17 protein-coding genes and 2 pseudogenes are annotated in these 19,847 nt (G+C 41.8%); 13 read left to right on the forward strand and 6 right to left on the reverse strand.

Annotated elements, in window-relative coordinates:
* Window positions 1-228: 228 nt before the first annotated feature.
* A complete protein-coding gene (locus AB4135_RS09660) occupies window positions 229-678 on the forward strand; it encodes a DUF1842 domain-containing protein (protein WP_371992381.1) in 450 nt (149 codons plus the stop codon).
* 355 nt (window positions 679-1,033) lie between these two features.
* A complete protein-coding gene (locus AB4135_RS09665) occupies window positions 1,034-1,171 on the forward strand; it encodes a hypothetical protein (RefSeq protein ID WP_371992382.1) in 138 nt (45 codons plus the stop codon).
* Between the two features lie 283 nt (window positions 1,172-1,454).
* Here the strand turns inward: AB4135_RS09665 and AB4135_RS09670 are convergent, their stop codons facing one another.
* Window positions 1,455-3,362: a methyl-accepting chemotaxis protein gene (locus AB4135_RS09670; protein WP_371992383.1), complete on the reverse strand. Its 1,908-nt coding sequence runs from the start codon at window positions 3,360-3,362 to the stop codon at window positions 1,455-1,457.
* A 444-nt stretch (window positions 3,363-3,806) separates the two neighbouring features.
* On the opposite strand from AB4135_RS09670, the gene AB4135_RS09675 reads away from it, so the two are divergent.
* Together AB4135_RS09675 and AB4135_RS09680 are read left to right on the forward strand one after the other, a co-directional pair.
* A complete protein-coding gene (locus AB4135_RS09675) occupies window positions 3,807-4,220 on the forward strand; it encodes a MerC domain-containing protein (protein WP_371992384.1) in 414 nt (137 codons plus the stop codon).
* A 274-nt stretch (window positions 4,221-4,494) separates the two neighbouring features.
* Complete coding sequence (locus tag AB4135_RS09680; RefSeq protein ID WP_371992385.1) at window positions 4,495-6,609, forward strand: TonB-dependent siderophore receptor; 2,115 nt, start codon at window positions 4,495-4,497, stop codon at window positions 6,607-6,609.
* Window positions 6,610-7,125: 516 nt separating this feature from the next.
* On the opposite strand, the gene AB4135_RS09685 is transcribed toward AB4135_RS09680, so the two are convergent.
* From AB4135_RS09685 to AB4135_RS09695, 3 genes are all read right to left on the reverse strand, one after another.
* Window positions 7,126-7,590 (reverse strand): Fur family transcriptional regulator, encoded by a 465-nt coding sequence (locus AB4135_RS09685; RefSeq protein WP_371992386.1) that lies wholly within the window; start codon window positions 7,588-7,590, stop codon window positions 7,126-7,128.
* Between the two features lie 334 nt (window positions 7,591-7,924).
* Window positions 7,925-8,239: a hypothetical protein gene (locus AB4135_RS09690; RefSeq protein WP_259649927.1), complete on the reverse strand. Its 315-nt coding sequence runs from the start codon at window positions 8,237-8,239 to the stop codon at window positions 7,925-7,927.
* 222 nt (window positions 8,240-8,461) lie between these two features.
* The gene (locus AB4135_RS09695) at window positions 8,462-9,436 is read right to left on the reverse strand and encodes a methylenetetrahydrofolate reductase (protein ID WP_371992387.1); all 975 of its coding nucleotides are present in this window, start codon (window positions 9,434-9,436) and stop codon (window positions 8,462-8,464) included.
* 303 nt (window positions 9,437-9,739) lie between these two features.
* Between AB4135_RS09695 and AB4135_RS09700 the strand changes: the two genes are divergently transcribed.
* The 7 genes and pseudogenes from AB4135_RS09700 (at window position 9,740) to AB4135_RS09730 (ending at window position 17,192) form a co-directional block, all read left to right on the forward strand.
* A complete protein-coding gene (locus AB4135_RS09700; protein ID WP_371992388.1) occupies window positions 9,740-10,270 on the forward strand; it encodes an outer membrane beta-barrel protein in 531 nt (176 codons plus the stop codon).
* 227 nt (window positions 10,271-10,497) lie between these two features.
* Window positions 10,498-10,599: a DUF3103 family protein gene (locus AB4135_RS09705; protein ID WP_371992406.1), complete on the forward strand. Its 102-nt coding sequence runs from the start codon at window positions 10,498-10,500 to the stop codon at window positions 10,597-10,599.
* 128 nt (window positions 10,600-10,727) lie between these two features.
* Window positions 10,728-10,808 (forward strand): annotated as a pseudogene (locus tag AB4135_RS09710) (hypothetical protein); the annotation flags it as partial.
* Between the two features lie 290 nt (window positions 10,809-11,098).
* Complete coding sequence (locus AB4135_RS09715; RefSeq protein ID WP_371992390.1) at window positions 11,099-12,607, forward strand: lytic polysaccharide monooxygenase; 1,509 nt, start codon at window positions 11,099-11,101, stop codon at window positions 12,605-12,607.
* Between the two features lie 257 nt (window positions 12,608-12,864).
* Window positions 12,865-13,893: a metal-dependent hydrolase gene (locus AB4135_RS09720; protein ID WP_371992392.1), complete on the forward strand. Its 1,029-nt coding sequence runs from the start codon at window positions 12,865-12,867 to the stop codon at window positions 13,891-13,893.
* A gap of 63 nt (window positions 13,894-13,956) precedes the next feature.
* Window positions 13,957-14,622 (forward strand): SDR family oxidoreductase, encoded by a 666-nt coding sequence (locus AB4135_RS09725; protein ID WP_371992394.1) that lies wholly within the window; start codon window positions 13,957-13,959, stop codon window positions 14,620-14,622.
* Window positions 14,623-14,873: 251 nt separating this feature from the next.
* A complete protein-coding gene (locus tag AB4135_RS09730; protein ID WP_371992395.1) occupies window positions 14,874-17,192 on the forward strand; it encodes a TonB-dependent receptor domain-containing protein in 2,319 nt (772 codons plus the stop codon).
* A 64-nt stretch (window positions 17,193-17,256) separates the two neighbouring features.
* Here the strand turns inward: AB4135_RS09730 and AB4135_RS09735 are convergent, their stop codons facing one another.
* Window positions 17,257-17,700, reverse strand: a complete 444-nt coding sequence (locus tag AB4135_RS09735; RefSeq protein WP_371992396.1) for a dCMP deaminase family protein — start codon at window positions 17,698-17,700, stop codon at window positions 17,257-17,259.
* 430 nt (window positions 17,701-18,130) lie between these two features.
* A complete protein-coding gene (locus AB4135_RS09740; RefSeq protein WP_371992398.1) occupies window positions 18,131-18,691 on the reverse strand; it encodes a CBS domain-containing protein in 561 nt (186 codons plus the stop codon).
* Between the two features lie 369 nt (window positions 18,692-19,060).
* Here AB4135_RS09740 and AB4135_RS09745 point away from each other — a divergent pair.
* Window positions 19,061-19,192, forward strand: a pseudogene (locus AB4135_RS09745) (IS6 family transposase); the annotation flags it as partial.
* 232 nt (window positions 19,193-19,424) lie between these two features.
* A complete protein-coding gene (locus AB4135_RS09750; RefSeq protein ID WP_044556270.1) occupies window positions 19,425-19,673 on the forward strand; it encodes a DUF3297 family protein in 249 nt (82 codons plus the stop codon).
* The last annotated feature ends 174 nt before the right edge of the window (window positions 19,674-19,847 follow it).

A 19,847-nucleotide genomic window follows, 5' to 3' on the forward strand; every position in this document is an offset into this window, starting at 1 on the left:
GTCAAAAGTTAAACCTTTCTTATTTCTGATTACTCTTTGTTGGTTTAAATAAATTTATGATATGTAAGGGTAAAAATTGTATTCCACTAAAGGAATATAATCAGAAGGTTAATTTTTCCTATTGTTCTAATCTGTATTGCGACAACCAGTTTGAAGGGCTTGTTTGTCACTCAAAGCGGTATGTTGAAATGGATATTTTACAGACGATCAAACAAAAGGAATTATCACATGACTCAAGTACAAAGCTCACAAGAACAGATCCAAGGTGTTTTTAACGTGTCTTACGAAATTACCAATCACTTACAAGGCGGTGTCTCGTTGCATGTGGACCTACATGTTGCTGGTAAACAGGTGACAGGGTTTGGAAGAGTCTTCCAGGCAACCAGTAAGCGTGTAAATGTTTTATCTAAGCTTAGCGGCGAATGGTCATATATGTGCACTATGTCATCGTGCAATATTCTGGTGGTATTGGATGGTGTAGATCTTAATGGTGCAGAAAATACCAAGGTAAGAATGTCTCTGGCAGATAATTGGCAAACTGGTGCTGCTAGTTTCCAATACTTATTTGATGGCGAATGGCATGATTGTGAGATTGCAAAAGTTGAACTATCAGAGCCTTTACCTATATCAAAGTTGGCAGAAGCCACAATTGAATATGCTAAGAAAACACTAGTATAAAGTTGTGCTCATAAGGGAGTTATTATTGCTTTTCAAATCTTTAAATTGGTTGATGGCAGGTTAAGTTGCTCTAACAATTACTCCCATTTGAGATATACCGATTGAAATGCAGTATACAAGCTGATTGGTTGTGTACTGCTTTTTAAAAGCTGGGGCACTCAGACCCCGCTTTGCCATTTTTTAGTGACAGGAATAACCCACATATTGTTGTCAATGGAGCCATCCATCAATTCAATGACAACATTGTCGATCACTTTTAAGCCTGTTTCAGCCATGTTCTCAAAGGTATCAATGCCGTCATTTGGAAAGTTTTGGCGAGTGCGGTGTGCAATTAATCATAGACATCCATCATTAATTGACTAAAGAAAAAGCACAAAAAGCTATAGGCTTAGATATGGATAAGTTAGAAGCCGAAAAAGCTAACTTTTCGAAAACTATTTTGCCCAAGTGGGATAAAGAAGCTAAAGAAAGAGAGGCAAAGCTTAATAAGTAACAGATAAGTCCTATACGATAATGTCTTATCTTCATTACCCCACCGACAATAGTTGTTACCGTATAGGCATTAACAACATGCAAGCCCCGCAAGGGGCTTTAAAATAAGTGGACCCCGACTGGCACAGGGTAAAGCTTATTCCAGTCCCTATTTATTCCATGGTTGCAGCTACAGTATTAAATTCATCTTAGACTACCTAGCGCAGACATAAACACCCATTATCAATCGTATTAGCTACTTGCTATAAGATTGACAATGGGTGGTTATAGGTTGTGTTCTTTAGTTAGAGTTTGAATCGTTTTACTAGACCATCTAAATCATTTGCCATTGATTTAAGTGCTTCGCTAGAGTTTTCGATACTGGCTGAAGCCTGGGCGCTACTGTCGCTACTGTCACTAATATTGACCACATGCTGGTTGATCTCATTGATCACCGCTGATTGCTCTTCCGTAGCGGCTGCGACTTGAGTATTCAGCTCTGAAATATGCATAACATTAATGGCGATTTCCTCAAGGGCTTGATGGGTTCTTTGTGACGCCTTAACTCCCAGTTTTGCCTGCTCACGCCCCTCATGAACCGATGACACTGCTGCTTTAGCTCCGTTTTGTAACTCCGTTATCATCTGATGAATTTCATCAGTAGAATCGCTAGTTCGCTTGGCAAGATTGCGCACTTCATCAGCAACCACGGCAAAGCCTCGGCCTTGCTCACCGGCTCGTGCAGCTTCAATAGCCGCATTTAATGCCAGTAAGTTTGTTTGTTCTGAGATAGCCCTAATAACATCCAATACACTTGAAATAGCATCACTTTTTTCGGCTAAGGTTACAATATTGGTCGATACACTTTCCATGTTGGTGGCCATGTCATTAATGGTTGAGTTTGACTGTTCTACGACCGTTTGTGCCCGTTGTGCTTTTTGAGTGGCTTCGGTGGTTGATTGGGCGGCAACTGACGCATTACTGGCTATTTCAGCAATGGTGCTGCCCATTTCGTTAATCGCAACCGAGACTTGGTGGGCGCCGTCACGCTGAACCTCTGTGAGTTTTTTGGAGTGCTGCGCATCTGCATAGACTTGCTGCGACGCGCCATTAACATCTAGGGTGGTTGTCGCAAGCTCTTGGATGACATTTTTTAACTTGCCGATAAACGCATTAAAACCTTGTGCTAAGCGGCGCATCTCCTCGTTGCCATTTTCACTGAGACGTTGGGTTAAATCACCTTCGCCTTCACCCAGCTCCTTAAACGTATCGGCCAGTTGATTTATTGGGCGCACTAAGGTGTTAGCTAAATAAATACTGATAAGGGTGAATAATGCAGCAATTGCCATAAAGGTGATGATGATGTTATTGCGAGAGGTGTCTAGGCCCGCGTATAGCTCTTCCATAGGGACTTGTGCAATGATGTACCAGTCTAAACTTTCAATGTAACTTGACGCAATCAACTGTTTATCTAACATAACATGAGCGTAATTTTTTCCGTTAATCAGCTGGTTACTATTAATTGAAGGGTATATGTCGGCAATGGTCTTTTTAGACTTGTAATCAATACTTGGATGCACCTTGATGACACCGTTGCTATCGACGAGATAAACAAAGCCAGTTTGTTCTATTTTAAAGCTGTTGAGATAATCGACCATTTCATCGAATGGCTTAGATACTCCTGCCACGCCGTAACCATTGGGTTGTTGGTAGTTAAAGTAAATATCAGTGGAGCCTTTGCTATCTTTATAGATGCTGCTGGATTCTGTTTTGCCACTGTTTTTGAAGTTAAAAAACCACTTTTCACGCTCCGGATTAAATACCCGTAAAAACCCATTTATGTTCCAGTGTCTTTGCTGGTCGTAATCGGTAAATGAAACGTTGCTAAAGCCGTTATCACTCGCCGTTTGCGCCAAGTATTGAATGATATATGGCTCGCTTTCTGCGCTTGCGCCTTCATCGAGCCACATTTTTATCATGCTGTTTGACGCAATTGATTGAGCCATGACCTTCATTTGGTTGATTTCGCCATCAATGGCGTTGCGAATACGCTGCAATAGGTTAGGCATGTCTGATTGCTCTAATCGAGTCGACAGTACATTCTTTGCACTCGTTTGTCCGACATAAGCCACTATGCTAGTTGATGCTACTACCGCCAGTAGCATGACGGTGATTAATTTATTTCGAATGGATAATGTCGACAGAAAACTCATGAATATTGACTCCTACACACTGGCAAACTGAAAGTGTGACTATGGTTTAGGTTACCCCAAATTTTAATTGTTAATTATATCGGCTTAAACGTTGAGATTGTGAGGTGTTAATGTGTGGATTTGTGAATTGAGTGGTCAAATGTCCTGTGTTAAAGGTTTGTTTGCTTGTAATTTGAACGACCGGGCTATAAATGCTGCGCTATTGTTCTGTCGTTACTTGTGTGGTCGTAGATTTTATAGCCAAGCAAGCCAATTATAGGCGGCCATAATGAATAGCCTATTTATCTGTTTGCTATTTTTGCTTTAGTTATGGTTGTAAATATTGCCGAGAAAATAGCTAATCAATTGTTTGCTAATGTTGATTAATGTTAAGTTACTGCGACATTTTCCATGTAGCCGCATCGCTTTGCGGTATTAACTATAATTACTACCTTGAGAATTTATATGATTAAACCCACACAAATATTACTCGATCGTCTTGCTATTACAGCCTCAGCATTGTGTGCATTACACTGTATCGCTGCGCCTCTGTTATTAGTTATATTCCCGTCTTTACTCGCGCTTCCGGTGGGTGATCATTTTTATCACATACTTATGGTGTGGTTTGTTATCCCAACAAGCTCTATCGCTGTATTACTCGGTTGTACTCGCCATAAAGACACTGCTGTATTGGTGTTAGCTTTTTTTGGTATTACAGGACTTGCTATCAGCGCCATTTATGGGCATGACCTTTTAGGTGAAATAGGAGAAAAACTAGCGACACTGACTGCGACTTTTCTATTGATTGCTGCACATTGGCGTAACTATTCACTTTGTCGCAACGATTCATGTGATCACGCTAAAAGCGAAAAGTGCTAACAAATAGAAGTACTAATCATAGACACTCGTGGTTATCTACATGTTTGTGTCATTCATTTCAACTTTAGGTATTACTTAACTAGAAGGTGGGTAAATACAAGTGGGGTTAGAGGCGAGCGTTAGTTTTATCGTTTCCGATAGTCATGCCTTTGTTAGCAGCTATCACTTATTACTAAAACTGCTTTGTTAATTTGTTATAGAGTCTCTTTGACGATAAAAATGATATGTTGTAACATAACGCGCAAATTTGACCCCACTCTAAAGAGTAAAGTACGTGAAGAAGCATTTTTTATATTCACTAATTATCATGTCTAATGGTGCGTTAGCGCAGGATAATATTGAACAAACCTCAGAAATTAATGATGATATTGAGCGCATTGAAGTCAACAGGCTATGGCAGCCATATCGTGGTAATGTGCCACTGATTGATACTCCACAAGCGGTGGATCGTATTAACGCTGAGACCATAAAAAATGAGGGCATTACCCGTTTTATGGATGCCTTGGATTTTTCGCCTAGTATCGTAAGACAAAACAATTCAGGTGGCATGTTTGACAGCTTCGCTATTCGCGGCTTTTCTGGAGATGAGAATAACCCAACCGGTTACTTAGTTAATGGCTTTAACTCTAGAGGGTATAACGGCAATAGAAACACGGCCAATATTGAAACGATTGAAGTCATGAAGGGGCCGGGTTCAGCATTGTATGGACAGGGTGAACCTGGTGGCACTGTAAATATCATTACCAAAAAACCTCAGTTTGAAGAGCAAGGATACATTCAAGGCACCCTAGGTAATTATAATCAAAAGCAAGTGGAGTTTGACCATACTAAAGGGCTTACCGATACCGTTGCTTACCGCTTAAATGGTTTTTATGAAGATTCAGATACCTATCGTGATCATGTTGATATTAAGAGCTTAAACTTAAGCCCTTCACTGTTGTGGAATATCTCTAACAGCACCAGTTTAAGTTATGAAATGGAAATTCTTGATCAGAAAAAGCCGTTGGATCGTGGTGTGTATGTGTTAGATAACGACTTTGATTCAGTTAACTCTTCTGATTTCTATGGTGACACTAGAGATGGTGCGCACACAGTTAAAGCGCTTGGGCATCAATTACTGCTAAATCATCAGCTGAATGACAGTTGGCATATGCTAACTGGTTTAGCTTACAGAGATTCATCATTTAAAGGGCAATCTTCAGATACCGAACTTTCTGACGGTAGACAGTTGATTTATACCGATCCGAATACCTTATCAAGACAGCGAAGAGAGCGTGATTATCAAGCGCAAGACTTATCGGCGCGTTTTGAGGTTAGTGGTGATGCCAGATTGGCTGGGTTTAAAAATAACTTACTGATTGGATTAGATTACTATGACTTTAAATTAGACACTGATTACAGAGTGTGGCGAACAGCTTGGGGCTCAGGTGATCCAACTTATTCAATTGATCCTAATAATCCTGATTACACCATGGATCAGCCTGAAACATCGCCAACGACTTTAACCTCTGAAAAGCAAAAAGGTCTTGGTTTTTACGCACAAGATTTAATTGAATTGACGGATAAAACCAAGCTATTGCTTGGTTTCAGGGTCGATCAATTTGAACAGAGTATTTTTAATAAGCTGGATAACGAATCACAAGAGCAAGAGCAGACTGAAGTCTCTTCTCGCTTTGGTTTCGTTTATGAAGTCAATGACAACATAAACTTGTACACCAGTTATGCTGAGGGCTTCAGACCTAACCCAGGCCTTGATTCAGACAGAAATGCATTTGAGCCTGAGCAAACTAAATCGTTTGAAGTTGGTTTGAAATGGCAGAACGTTGCAGACATGTTCTCTGGTAGCCTTGCTGTTTACGATGCGAGTAAAACCAATATGTTAACTGCTGAGCCTGACACTGGGCTTTCTGCAACCTTAGGTGAAGTTGAAAGCCAGGGCGTTGAGTTTCAGCTAACGACTCAGTTGACTTATGATACCAGTATTGAGCTTGCCTATGCTTATACCGATGCCAGAACAGCTAAAGATTTGATTGATAGTGATTGGGGCGTCCCTATCCCTAAAGGTTCTCGCCTAATTAACGTTGCTGAACACGCAGGCCATGTTTCATTGAAGCATTACGCTGACATTATGGGTAAAGAAGCATACTTTGGCGCCACGGTTAATTACGTAGGCGACCGTTTGGGGGAGACGACTGACCCTGATTATATTTTGCCAGCATACACCCTTGTAAATCTTTCTGCTGCAATCAACTTAACCAGTAGGTTTAGTTTTATGCTCGATGTGAATAACTTATTTAACGAACAATATTTTGAAAGTTCTTACCATAAGTTATGGACCATGCCGGGTGAGCCGATTAACTTTACCGCAAGTGTTAAGTACCAGTTTTAATTGCTAAGTATATAGCGCCTTAACTTCAGTAATACTGCATTAGCCGTTGCTTCAGCACTCATTGACAGCAGTCAATCAGTGGTGAAAGCAGCGGCTTGTTTGTCTTATAGCAATCAGTATAAGAAGTTGAGCTACTCAAGCGGACTAATACCAAGTGCATTAAGTACTTGACCTGTTCAGAGCCCTCAGCCTTTTCAATTCAAAGCGCATTGGTAAAGAAATGGTTATTCCCTTATGAGTTTATTCAGCGCAGAAGTAGCAAGCCAAAAAATGCTCTTTACAGGTGAGTTTTAGCGGCTTTGATGCAGCGTTAATGAAATTGAACCTAGACTGTGAATCTGAATGACAATAATCAGCTTGGGGTTAGCGTTCCGTGTGAGCCTGGTCAGCGCCACTATTTAGGCAAGTGGCCGATATCACTGCTGCACCAACGCCATTGCAGAACCCGCTGAAATGAAATTAAAAATTGACCTGTAGGTTTTTTCTTAGAGAGAGTCGAGATGAAACTAAATTCTCTTAGCTTGGATTAGCACATTCATTACATAAGCACTGCAGTTCAATTTGCGAGTTAAGAAGTTGAAAGTCCGCTTGGTTAATACTTTCTTTTAATGCCTCTATCACACTTGCTTGAATGGCTTTTTCAGCGACTTTGCCGCAGCTCTTACAAATTAAAAATTGAGGAACTTGGTGCTCGTGATCGCAAGTGATGTGTGAACAGGCGAGGTATTTGTTTTCTGATGACAGCTTATGCACCAGTGGCAACTCACTGAGTATATCGAGCATACGATATACAGACATAGGTGCTAACGACTCTTGATGTGCTGTTCTGTACAAATCGACAATTTCATAAGCCGACAATGGCTTACTGGAGTTGAGTAATACGCCTAATACATTTTTTCTCTTCGCCGTTAGCTTGACGCCATTGTTACGACATATTTGTTCTGCTTTAGCAAAAGTAGCAGCGAGACTGGGATTAGACATAGTTAAGCTCAAGGAGATCGTTATTGCGGTTATTATTTATTGTCGAAGCGGTATTGTAAATGATAAACAATAAAAGAACCTAGCATCATTCAATAATTAACGCCTTCTGTGATTTCACACCATTTCTTTTGATAATAAGCATCGAATAGTCAAACTCTTACTCCATATATTTGAACATGAATACCTCTTAGGAAGGTAAAGCGAATATTACTCGTTGTTACGGCCTTTAGCCTTTTTCAATAACTGTTTGAGCTGTAATTGGTATTAAACGCAGCCACAAAAAAGCGCAGCTTGTGCCGCGCTTAAATTTCAATTTGGTTAGCTTGAGCAATCATTAATTCTTCAGGGAAAGCATCTGTTTGATCTGGGCTTGTTCTGCATCAGTAAGCATCGTCTCGTGGGCGACTTGCATGTTAGTTGGGCAACGGCTTTCATTGTCTAAGGCCTTGTCAAACACTTGGAAGTGGCTACCAGATACAGTTTGATATTGGCAAACTAACAGGTTCTGATCAGTTTTTGATTTAACTAAATCAGCTGTTACTGCAGTATTGGGTGATGCATGAACGCTGCCAATTGAGACAAATAAAGTCAGCGCGATAGTGGTTACTGTTTTCACTGCTGTCGTTAACATATTGGTTAAATTTTTCATCTGTCGCCTCTGCTTAATCATCCTAATTCGATAATTAATATAACTGCAGAATGCTGTACCGTAACTTAACGATTGATTAACTGGTTAAAGAATTGATAAAAAATTGCAATCAGTAACACTGTGATTGTGTGCCTTCGGGCAAGCTTTAGGTGTGATGCAGAGCGGGGCGTATTATGCCCCACGGTCAACGCACACCGCAGGGCGATACTTTTACAACTGGTGTTATCTGTTTAGCACAAATTGATCTATTTGATTTTGGGCTAAGGCTTGATTCATTGTGCCCTTAAGTAGCTTGTACATCAAAATAGAGGCATCAATCTCAGCTTTACGATTGGTTAAGCTTTCAATATTCAGCCCCAATGGGATATTGAGCGGCAGTACCGCTGCCAAAATTTTCAGTAGGTTACTGTGGTTGACCTTGATTGACTCATATAGAGGATCGTCGGCTGACAATATACGTTCGCGGGTGGCTTCGGGAACGGATACACCCAGCCAGTTGATAAACTCTAAGGTTTTAGCGCTACCGCAAGGGGAGAATGTCAGAATGACCCGATTTGGCTTTATATTATTGAGCGCACATTCCTGGGCGTAGCAGGTTAACATATCGATAGTTGCTTGGGCGTTATACACAGCTTGGGTAATGTAGTATTCACAGCCTAAAGTCGACTTACCCAATAGACGAATATGCTCATTCTTCTTACTTAAATGACGCTCCGCAATTGCAATGCCACCAAGATAGAACTCCTTAGAGTGTGCGGCTAACACACGGTAAGCGTCATTTAAAGGCAATGAACTGGCAGCTTGAGTCGATGGTGACCCAACTAATACTAAATCTCTTACATTATTTTGATACCACGCACGAGATAACCATTCATTAAAGCTCTCCTCATCAAGACCGGCGACACTCTTATAGGCGATAACAGGTTTGGCTGACTTTTGATTGAGCAGCTGAGCATAGGTGCCAGAATCATATGTGGCCTTAAACGGAAAAGGCCGCGGCGTATCAATACGGCTGGTTTCATCCTGAATATCGTAAATGATTAAACCATCAAAGCTTATCTCATCAAGACGGGCTAACAACTTATCAGCAATGGTACTGACCGATTCAAAATCAGTATCGATTTTAGGTGGGGTTGTACCAATAAAGTAGATCCCACGGTGATGATCGGACGAACGCTGTTTCAATGATTTTTTCATGTTTAGCCGTCTAGATGGATATTAGCCCCATTGTGTCTTAAATTTTGGCTGTTGTTAAGACTCAACATAATAAATTTTTATCATGTTGAAATTAGTGGTGCTAATTAGGTCATTAGCTTGCTCTGGTAAGCCCCTCGTTTTCTAGACGTTACTCTTATCTTATTTTTCCATGCCGCTTGCTGAATTTGCACTAATCATGTTGTTGACTATTCTCAATGAGTGCCAGTGGTTATTGAAGCACAGCTTGATAATGCTAGTTGCACACTCGCGATATTAATTAGGGAACAAGGGGAATTAAGGATGATGAAATATATCAATTTGCTCATATTGAGTTTGATGTCAGTGTTGATCTGTACTTCGGTGCAAGCTAAAGATGAAGGATTATACTTTGGTGCATCTGTTGGGTCGGCGAGTATAGAACAATCTGGCAGTGATTATAATCTCGACGATTTCAAGTTTGATGAAAACGATTTCGCATGGAAAATCTATGGTGGCTACCAGTTTTCTGGTGTGCTGGCGATAGAAGCAGGCTATGTCGATTTAGGCTCTCCGTCTGACTTAAGTACCAGCGTAGACCCTTATGGTTTGGATATATTTGCCGTCGCAGGTATTCCGGTTGGGCCTGTTCGTATCTTTGGTAAGTTAGGGGGGATCTACTGGGATACTGACTTAAAGTATTTTGAAGAAAAAATCACAGATGACGGTTTCGATCTCGCCGCGGGTGTTGGACTAGAGTTTGAACTGGGCAGTTTTGCAATTAGAGGTGAAGTTGAATACTTCGATATATTAGATAAAACATGGATGTATACCGTGGGGGCGACAATTACATTTTGATAAACTTAATCTGCTGACATAAAAACAAGTGATGGTTGCAAACCATTGTAATCGTTAGCAACCATATCTCATGTTTCTGCAGCAGATTTAAAATTGAGAGTTGCTGCGGAGCAAATCTCAACCACAGTGTTAACTCACATTAGTTTAAAAGATGACCAAGAGCCTGTACTTGAAATCGTTGAACTGGCTTACTTAGATTACGATGCGTGACTTATTTCCCGAACCAAGTGTTGATCCATTGGTTGCGCTATCGCTCGCCTGTTGCTGACGTACTGCTCATGGATCATGATGATGGCACTAACTACAGGGTGCTAGCCGGTAACAGTTAGAAGCAACAGCTCTCATGCGCATGTTCCCTGACGCCCAAAGCTATACAATCATTCCGCAGCTCACCAATGGTATTTTGCAAGCTATAGCTTAGGCTTGGTTCACCAACGATGATGATTACGTCGATGTTTATTACACCTTACTTGAAGGAACTGCTTACAACTGCATCTGGGGCAAGCAGCAATGCTACGGTAACCTTATACGCCGCTAACGATTCTACCTAGGTAATAATCAACAGTAGAGAGAACCTTACTCTCTGCTTTTCTTTGATAAAACTTTTTTGTCAGCCAATCAATATTTTGGGTTTGGTTAGCACTCAGCGCTAAGCCATTTATCTCGTCTGATAGGGTTATTCAATCCACTACTCATTGCCGATATATCCTGCTGTAAAATCGTCACTTGGTAATATTTAGTTTAAGAATTGAAGAACTTTTGTCGCCTGTACAGTTATTGATATTAGCAATTGGTGAAACACTCTTATTTAATAAAGGAAGTATTAAGATGAATAAAAGTTTGTTCAATATAGCTGTTACTTCGGCACTATTGATATTTTCTAGCAGCCAAGTGCAGGCACATGGCTGGTCAGAGTATCCAGAAGCCAGACAGCAAACCTGTTTCAAAGAGGGCGGTGTTTGGAGTGGAAACCCACCCAGCGCAGGCTGCGCACAAGCTAAAGCTATTTCTGGTTCCTACCCCTTTGTTCAACGTAATGAATTCTCCATCAACATCACTGATTACAACAATATTCAAACCGTAAGAAATGCGATTCCTGATGGCACGCTTTGTTATGCCAATGACCCACAGAAAAAAGGCATGGGTGCTGCTAGCGAAGGTTGGACACGCTCGAAAGTCCAAGCGGGCACCTTTGAATATGTATTTAACGCAACCGCTCCACATAACCCTTCATTTTGGCAATTCTACCTGACCAAGCCCAGTGCGGATCTTTCCAAAGCATTAGCTTGGGGAGATCTTGAGCTGATTCAAGAAGAGGGCAATGTTGCGGTGGTCGCTGGTAAATATCGTATGGATGTGACCATTCCAACCGACCGAGTCGGCAATGCTATCTTGTTTGTTCGCTGGCAGCGTATTGACCCTGTTGGAGAGGGGTTCTATAACTGTAGCGATATTGAAATCGTCAATGATGACGTGACGCAGCCGCCTGTTGATCCGACACCAGAACCGAGTGAGCCTTACCTCGTTGCTGGTAGTCGCTTTATTCCAGCATCGATCAGCTTAGACTCCGTTGCTATTGGCGATAAGGTTCATTACAAGGTATTCAATAAGAATGGCGAAGAACATTCATCTTTTTCGCTCGGTATCACCTCTGAAAACCAAAATGACTGGGACCGTTTACTCGCTTCACAAGTGAATGGTTGGTATGAAGCGAACCATCAAGGCAATGTGTTCATTGGTCGCTGGCATGAGGAGATGAAGCACTATATGTATTTCAAAAATGACCTTCATGGCAATAACTTCAACTCAAAAGATGCCCGCGCTTCTGCTGAGTTTAGTATCACAACTGATGATACTAGCCCAGTTGTCGCAGCTATCTCTCCAAAAGTGCTTAAACCATTGAATAGTGCGAGTGTGATGCATGGTGACTATGTGGTACTTCAACATGGTGAAAGCAAAGGTGAGGTGACAAGCGTACAGTGGTTACAGACGAGTGGCGTGCCAGTGCAAACAACGCTAGGTTCAAATGATGAACTGATTATTGAAACGGCTAAGCTGGCCAATGTGCGTCATGAATTGAGCTTTAAATTAGTGGTTAGTAATAATGATGCTACTGACGAAGAGGTGTATTCCTTTGTTGTTGAGCCTGACTCAACAGGGCCTGTGGATCCCTTGCCTCCTGTAGAGCCTGAAAAGCCGGGCACTAATGCATGGAGCACCGCCAGTATTTATATTGTGGGTGATGTGGTGACTCACAATGGTAAAACTTGGACCGCTCAATGGTGGACACAGGGTGAAGAGCCTGGCACTACCGGTGAGTGGGGTGTTTGGCGCTAATATATTATGTCATCTAAACCAGAAGGAAGCCCTTCTGGTTTAGATGACAGCTGTTGAGATGATCTTTAATGGGCTCAATTATCATTAAATACCTTGCTTTGTTATGGCAAGTTTTAGGCTTTAAAGCAGGAGAGCCTTACACAAGAGATGTTTTGAGCCAATATAGCGGTTGTTAATTAAAGCTGTATAAGGTTAGTCTGTAGCGCATTAATTGTTGGTGGCTTGACCGCTAACTGAACTAACTTCAGAGAGACTTTGTGGACTCGATTACTCAAGCGGCTTTAGGCGCGACGGTTGCCGGTGCAATTGCGGGAAGGCGTTGTAATGCCAAAGTATTATTAGCGGGCGCCTTACTCGGTACCCTACCTGATTTAGATGTCTTTATCGATTATGGCGATGATATTAGCAATACAGTAAAGCACCGCGGCTTTAGCCACTCAATATTGATCTTACTGCCGTTCTCCTTACTTGTTGCTGGCCTGCTGCAACGTTTTAAACCGCTAGCTGACTGGTCCTTTTCTCGATTGTGGTTGCTGATCCTACTTTGTTTAGTTACCCATCCTTTGTTGGATACTTTTACCAGTTACGGCACCCAGTTATTATGGCCGCTCCACGGCTACTACTCCTTATCGAGTGTCTTTATTATTGACCCGCTCTATACTTTGCCTTTACTTATCGCAATCGCGATTGGAGTCGTTCGTAAAGCTGCACTCAGTCGATATTGCTTGATAGCGCTTGTGGTTTCTAGCGCCTATTTAGGCTGGAGTTTAATGGCTAAGCAGATAGTAGAAAAAAGAGCATATGCAAGTCTTGAGCAGCGTGGATTCAGTGCCGAAAAGGTGTTTATTGCACCTACGCCGTTTAACACCTTACTATGGCGTATTGTGGTATTAGATGGCGAGCATTATTGGGAAGGGTTAGCATCGGTGCTCGATACTCATCCTGATATTGAGTTTATCTCTCAATCTCGCGGCGAGTGGCCATTAGCCACTCAGCCCGAGTCGCTGCTGGCACTGAGGGATTTCACCGGCGATTTTGTCCGTTATGAGCAGTTAAATAAGCAACTGATTGTGACTGACCTGCGCTTAGGTATGTTTGGCAACTTGGCATTTAAATTTCAATTTGGCAGCAAAGAGGCTAGTGGCGACTGGCGACTACAAGAGCCAGTTCGTTTACCGCAACCGAGTATCCAAGGTGAATTAACGTTATTACGTGATAGGGCGTTGGGTGATCAAACTATCAATGCTAGCCTCGGCCTATGCTCTTCTCCGTGTGCCAATATGTAATGCTTATTGGTGTTAATTTAGCGGTATTTTTTCGTTTATTGATTTCTTAAACTTGGAGTAGATATGTCTCAAACAGTCGTTATAACAGGTGCTAATCGTGGTATTGGCTTAGCGTTAGCCAGTCTTTATGCTGCTCAGGGAAAAAATGTATTCGCTCTATGCCGCCATGCTTCTGCGGCATTATCGGCTTTAAAGGTTAATGTTGTGACAGATATTGACGTCGCAACGGATGCAGGCATTGCTAACATGAAGCAGGCATTAACGAATATCGATATTGATCTGTTGCTATGTAATGCAGGTATATTGCGCGATGAGAGCTTAGCTAACTTGAATCTTGAGACCATTCGCGCACAGTTTGAAGTCAATGCCGTGGCGCCGCTACGTGTCGTTGAAGCATTGCAAACACAATTAACTCGCGGGGCTAAGGTGGCGATGATCACCTCTAGAATGGGGTCAATTGAAGACAATACTTCCGGTGGTCGTTACGGTTATCGTATGTCGAAAGCGGCGTTAAATGCTGCTTCTATGTCATTGAGCCATGACTTAGCGCATAGAGAGGTGGCTGTGGGAATTTATCATCCAGGTTATGTGCAAACGGATATGGTCAATCATGGTGGAGATATTTCTGCTACTGAGTCGGCTGGTCGCATTGTCGGCTTAATAGAGCAACTTGATATGAGCCAATCCGGTGTATTTAGGCATTCAAATGGTCAAGTTTTACCTTGGTAACAGCGAGGGGAAAGTAAGCTGATAAAGCTGAGCTAATCTTCAATTTATTGAGATTAGCTCATCTGCTTCGTCTGTCTGATTTGAGCTTACAATCTTTAACTTTGAACCATTATTGTAATTTTTACAGGCTAACCAAGCCCCTTCTGTAACAGTCTATTTTCATATGTAAATTATGAATGATAATTATTATCATTTGTGTATTTTTTCTTTATACTCGCCGCCAACTTTTCTTACCCTTGAGAATACATCCGGTGATATCACGTCATATAAAATTGTTTTCATTATCATTTTTAGCATTGTCTATACAGTCTCATGTTTATGCGCAAACTGAACTGGAGCCTGAGCAGAAGCGCGAGCAAGTGATGGTTGATGCTCAAAATAAGGTATTAGGCGAACCTAAAGTTGAAGCAATTGAAGTCATTGAGGTTACAGGCAGAGCTTATCGTCGCGGGCTAAAGCTTGCACCTCCTGGCACCGCTGTTATTACGATGAAAGAGGTTGAAGAGCAGCAATCAACACAGTTTGCTGAGTTGGTTGATCAGCTTCCAGGAATAAATATTGACGGCGGTACGCGTGTCGGCGGTGAGCGCATCAATGTTTGGGGCTTTGGTGATGAGGAAGATCTTAATCTGTACTTAGATAATGCTCCCCTTGGCTTTGAGCAATATCGTTATGGTTCGTTCTTTGTCGATCCAGACTTGATCAAACAGGTGCAGGTGATAAAAGGTGCCCATGATGTTCGCTCTGGAAACGGCGGTTTTGCTGGCTCAATGTATGTCACGAGTAAAAGTGCTGAGGATTTTCTTGCAGCTGGTGAGCATTTTGGCGTTCGTCTTAAAGCGGGCTACAGCGACAATGATGATGAGAAGCGAAGCCTAGTGAGTGCATATGGCAAGTTAAATCGTCACCTATCTGCTATCGTCAATTACACCTACCGAGACGCAAACGACACCACATTAGGTAATGGTATATGGGGCGATAATATTGCCGAAGAGGGCGAACCGATTGAGCTAGATACTGGTGATGAGGCTAAACTGGGTTATTCAGGTTATCGCCAAAATAGTTTGCTAGCTAAAGTCGATTTTGACTACGGCGCTCATTTGATGTCGTTGTCGATGACTGATTACAAAGATGAAGGACAAAAACCTTGGGCAAACCGCCGAGGGCAAATGCCGACAATTAGCGATTACAATATTAAAAAGTACGGTGATTATGAAACCGCGTTGTATGCGACAACCGCTCACAATACCTATAAAGACACTAACTACTCATTAAATTACCGCTATACCCCCAATAATGACTGGATAGATACTCAGTTAGTGGTTTCAAGCAGTGATAACCAGCGACATTGGGTACGCCCTGATATTGCATGGGAGAAAATGTACGTCTCGGTGGGCAACTTTGGCCATGAATCATGGCTTAAATACCAACGTTCATTTGTTGATATTAATAATACCAGCTGGTTTGGCGATAATAGCCTGTTGTTAGGACTGCAATATTTAAGTTCGGACCGTGATTCATTGGTGTACAACAAAACTTATGAAAAGAAAGAAGCCAAAAATTTTGGTTTGTACACGCCTTACTATCAACCTAGTGGTAAACAACAAACATCTAGCGCTTATGCTGAGTTTAACTACCAAATTAGTGAGCAGTTATCAGTAAAACCTTCGCTTAGATACGATTATATTCGCAGTGAAGGTAAAGAGAATTTAGCCGCTGATTATAATGATATTTCAGCCGGGCATGATTACTCTGCAGTCTCACACTCTGGACTATCGCCTCGCTTAGGGATTCATTATAAGTTGAGCCAACAAACTCAATTTTACTTTGATTACGCCTATACGTTACAGGCACCGGTTATTGATGATATCTATACGGTGCAGTATGCAAAAGCGAGTAAAGCTATTACCTCAAGCCGCGATTTGGATATGGAGCGATTACAAGCTTACAAGCTTGGTATGACCCAAGTTAATAATGGCTTGTTTGCTGACAGCGATACCATATCGACACAGATCACCTTGTACTACCATAAAGGCGAAGGTGATATTGCTAAACGCTCTGGAGTCAACTCGGTAGAGCAAGCGCAAGGTTATAATACCAATCTTGAAGGCTATTATAATCAGGGGGCTGATTTAGTTGTAAATTACCGATATCAAGATCTGTTTGCAGATCTAGATGCGTCGTATATTACAGGTAAACATGACGGTAGCTTGAAAGACTCTACAGGCGATGATGAATATCTAGCGGATCTCGCGCCAACTAATATCGGTTTGAAGCTCGGCTATTACCTCACAAACGACTTAATGTTTGCGTGGCGAGGCAAATGGTATGACAGCAAATCAGAAGATGACATGCCTACCGCGAGCAGCTTTAGAACCGATCAACCGACCGATGCTTATTTCATCCAAGATCTCTATGTTGCCTTTACCGGAGAATCTGGTGCGTTAGATAATTGGGAAGCTTATTTAACGGTGAAAAATATTACCAACCAATACTACAAGCCTTATATGGGCGATGGTATTGCGGCTGCTGGTCGAGATATAAGAGTGAGTGTTGCTTACAAGTTTTAATTGCTAATGACCTAAAAAAGGCCACATCTGTGGCCTTTTTTGTGTCTAACTTTATCATGAGGTTTTACTCAGAATCTGCAACCTGCATCCAGTCAACTTCAACGCCTGCTTGGTCGAACATATCTTGGCTTATTTTTATTTTTTCGCCCCAGCGAGACAGGAAGTCTTGGCTAGGTTGCGGGCTATGAACTGTGCTTAAACCCGTTTGGATGATCTTCGCTGCGCAGTTAGGGCAGGGAAAGTGGGTCACCCAGATCTCACAACCACTAAGATCACGTTTAGCATAGAGTATGGCGTTCTCTTCTGCATGCAAGGTTTTGAGCAGTTTCATCTCGCGGTTGTCGGTTTCAGCGCTATCGGAGACCCCATGTGGGTAACCATTAAAACCTAAAGAGACTATGCGATTGTTTTCGGTGATCACTGCGCCTACTTGAGTAGAGGGATCCTTACTCCAAGATGCAACGAGTTCGGCCATTTGTAAAAATCGTGTCGCCCATTTTGTCATCATCTACCAAGCACTCCTAAATCTATACTACTGAATAAACTACTCAAACTAGTCGCTATTCTCTATGGAGAACAATGATAAAGCAACCTATAGCCAAGTTACTTTAGATAATCGATGTTTTTGACACTCAAATTGGTTATGGCATTAGTCTCGCTGGGTTTGCATCAGCCCGGTTTGCTAACGGTTTAAAGCTGGATACTGACTTGCTATTAATACCGCAAAGACCTGTTGTTGCCCAATGGCACCTTTATATTCTGTGCATGTTTTAGTCGTTGATAACAGGTGAAGACAATAGTGAGCGGTGGCAGAACATAAAGATAGGCTTACGAGAATACCTTGATGCATGCGTTAGCAAAAGCGGTAAAGAATCTAACACTTTACCGTGCGCTTTTGTGGCTAAATGATTTCACGTTTGATGGTGAGCATACTTGTGTTAATGAGCGCTGCTAAATATTTGGCTGAAAGAGGGACGCTGGTGGATCTCTATCGGCATGCTCAGTTTTCTAGCTAAATCACTGGCGGCAATTAACCCGCGTATATGGTGCTGTTGGTGATCAATCACTAGCATATGATGCAAACTATTTTCTTTTAAAATACGCACAATGTCGCTGACCTTTGCTGTAGAGAGTTGTTCGTAGTCAAAAGCTTGCAGATCTTCTCTGCTGACCATGACATCAGTGACTAATAACTCATCCATAGTATGATTTAATTTTTTTGCGGTTAGTAGCATATTGAGATCAGATAACTCATGTAGCGTAATCACCCCTAGAAACTTATCATTCTTGTCGACCACTAAACGCATATTCGCATGGGTTTTTTCCATGATTTCACCTGTTTCTAAAGCACTGGTAGATGCGTCAACGACAATAGGGCGAGCGACATCAAAGTCAGTAAATACATCTAATGCTGGCGAGTCTAGATAGGCATTTTCTTCTTTGCTAGACCACAGTAGGTGGTCGACAGAGGCTGTGCTAAATAGTTGTAGGTTTCTCATAAGATAACTCCATTGCATTTGAAAGGTACGATTCAGGCTTTTACATCTAGTGTTTTATTTTGTGGCCTCAATAAAGCCAAAATTTCAAATTCCAGAGTGCGCCGCTTAAACATGCAATTCAAGAAGATGAATAACAATTAACTTTGGTTAAGCATTTGCTGAAGTTGTTAATGTTAATGTTAAAAACGAAAGCGCTAGCGATGGTTAGAGCTTTTATGGAGGAGCTTTTTTAGCAAATAGAAGGCTTTTAATTGGCTCTGTCGCAAAGTTGGCGACATGAGCTCCGGTATTGATGGTATTCGAATATTAATTTAGAGCATCCACAGTATGATGCTCAACTTCTCAGACAGGCATTAGCCACCTGATAGCATCGTGCAGGCGCTTCGTCATTATCTGGCTTATAAACTCAGTTACCGTGAGATTAAGGTAATATTCACTGAACGTAATAACCATTTTGTCCGTTCAACTCAGGGCCATTGGGTAATCAATTATCTGCTGCAAGACCTCAGTGTGCGATATACACTTTAGGGGGCATTGCTGATACATAAGCACTGGCTCATAGCTTCAGCAGTGATGAAGTCTAAGTATTATTTTGTGTATGTGGGTGAAGATCATGCTCGTTTGCAGTTCAGTTTTGTTTGTTGGGGTGCATTTCGTATCTCACTATTGAGCAAAAGCGCTCTATTGCCTACAATAGCGCACGATTTATTACTTATCACTACAGGCCACTACCATGACCGACACGACATCAAAACCAGCTTTACCTGATCGCCTATCCGTTAATCCACGTAGCAAACACCATGTGGAAGCCATTTTTGAGCATGACATTGGCATCAAGCTTAATGACAAAGAGCGCTTTGATGTTGAAGAATATTGCATTAGCGAAGGTTGGGTAAAAGTGCCATCACATAAAGCGTTAGACCGTCGCGGCCAACCGCTTATGATGACAGTTAAAGGCACGGTTGAAGCCTTCTATAAGTAAATATAGTGGCTTAAATCGATAGGCTAAACACTAGCTAACAAAGCGGACCACAAGGTCCGCTTTTTTGTACATGGAAGTACTTATCCCTGACGCCAAGGATGGCGAGAGAAGGGATTTGTACATGTGTAGTGGTCAACTAATATTGGCCACGATCTTAGAGTTTAACCAGAACAA

The sequence above is a fragment of the Shewanella sp. 10N.286.54.B9 genome, from assembly GCF_041468565.1.
GTDB lineage: Bacteria > Pseudomonadota > Gammaproteobacteria > Enterobacterales > Shewanellaceae > Shewanella.

Coding starts and splice junctions, on each gene's coding strand:
- AB4135_RS09660 (WP_371992381.1), top strand. CDS start 229: ATGACTCAAGTACAAAGCTCACAAGAACAGATCCAAGGTGTTTTTAAC.
- AB4135_RS09670 (WP_371992383.1), bottom strand. CDS start 3,362: ATGAGTTTTCTGTCGACATTATCCATTCGAAATAAATTAATCACCGTC.
- AB4135_RS09675 (WP_371992384.1), top strand. CDS start 3,807: ATGATTAAACCCACACAAATATTACTCGATCGTCTTGCTATTACAGCC.
- AB4135_RS09685 (WP_371992386.1), bottom strand. CDS start 7,590: ATGTCTAATCCCAGTCTCGCTGCTACTTTTGCTAAAGCAGAACAAATA.
- AB4135_RS09690 (WP_259649927.1), bottom strand. CDS start 8,239: ATGAAAAATTTAACCAATATGTTAACGACAGCAGTGAAAACAGTAACC.
- AB4135_RS09695 (WP_371992387.1), bottom strand. CDS start 9,436: ATGAAAAAATCATTGAAACAGCGTTCGTCCGATCATCACCGTGGGATC.
- AB4135_RS09700 (WP_371992388.1), top strand. CDS start 9,740: ATGAAATATATCAATTTGCTCATATTGAGTTTGATGTCAGTGTTGATC.
- AB4135_RS09715 (WP_371992390.1), top strand. CDS start 11,099: ATGAATAAAAGTTTGTTCAATATAGCTGTTACTTCGGCACTATTGATA.
- AB4135_RS09725 (WP_371992394.1), top strand. CDS start 13,957: ATGTCTCAAACAGTCGTTATAACAGGTGCTAATCGTGGTATTGGCTTA.
- AB4135_RS09735 (WP_371992396.1), bottom strand. CDS start 17,700: ATGATGACAAAATGGGCGACACGATTTTTACAAATGGCCGAACTCGTT.
- AB4135_RS09740 (WP_371992398.1), bottom strand. CDS start 18,691: ATGAGAAACCTACAACTATTTAGCACAGCCTCTGTCGACCACCTACTG.
- AB4135_RS09750 (WP_044556270.1), top strand. CDS start 19,425: ATGACCGACACGACATCAAAACCAGCTTTACCTGATCGCCTATCCGTT.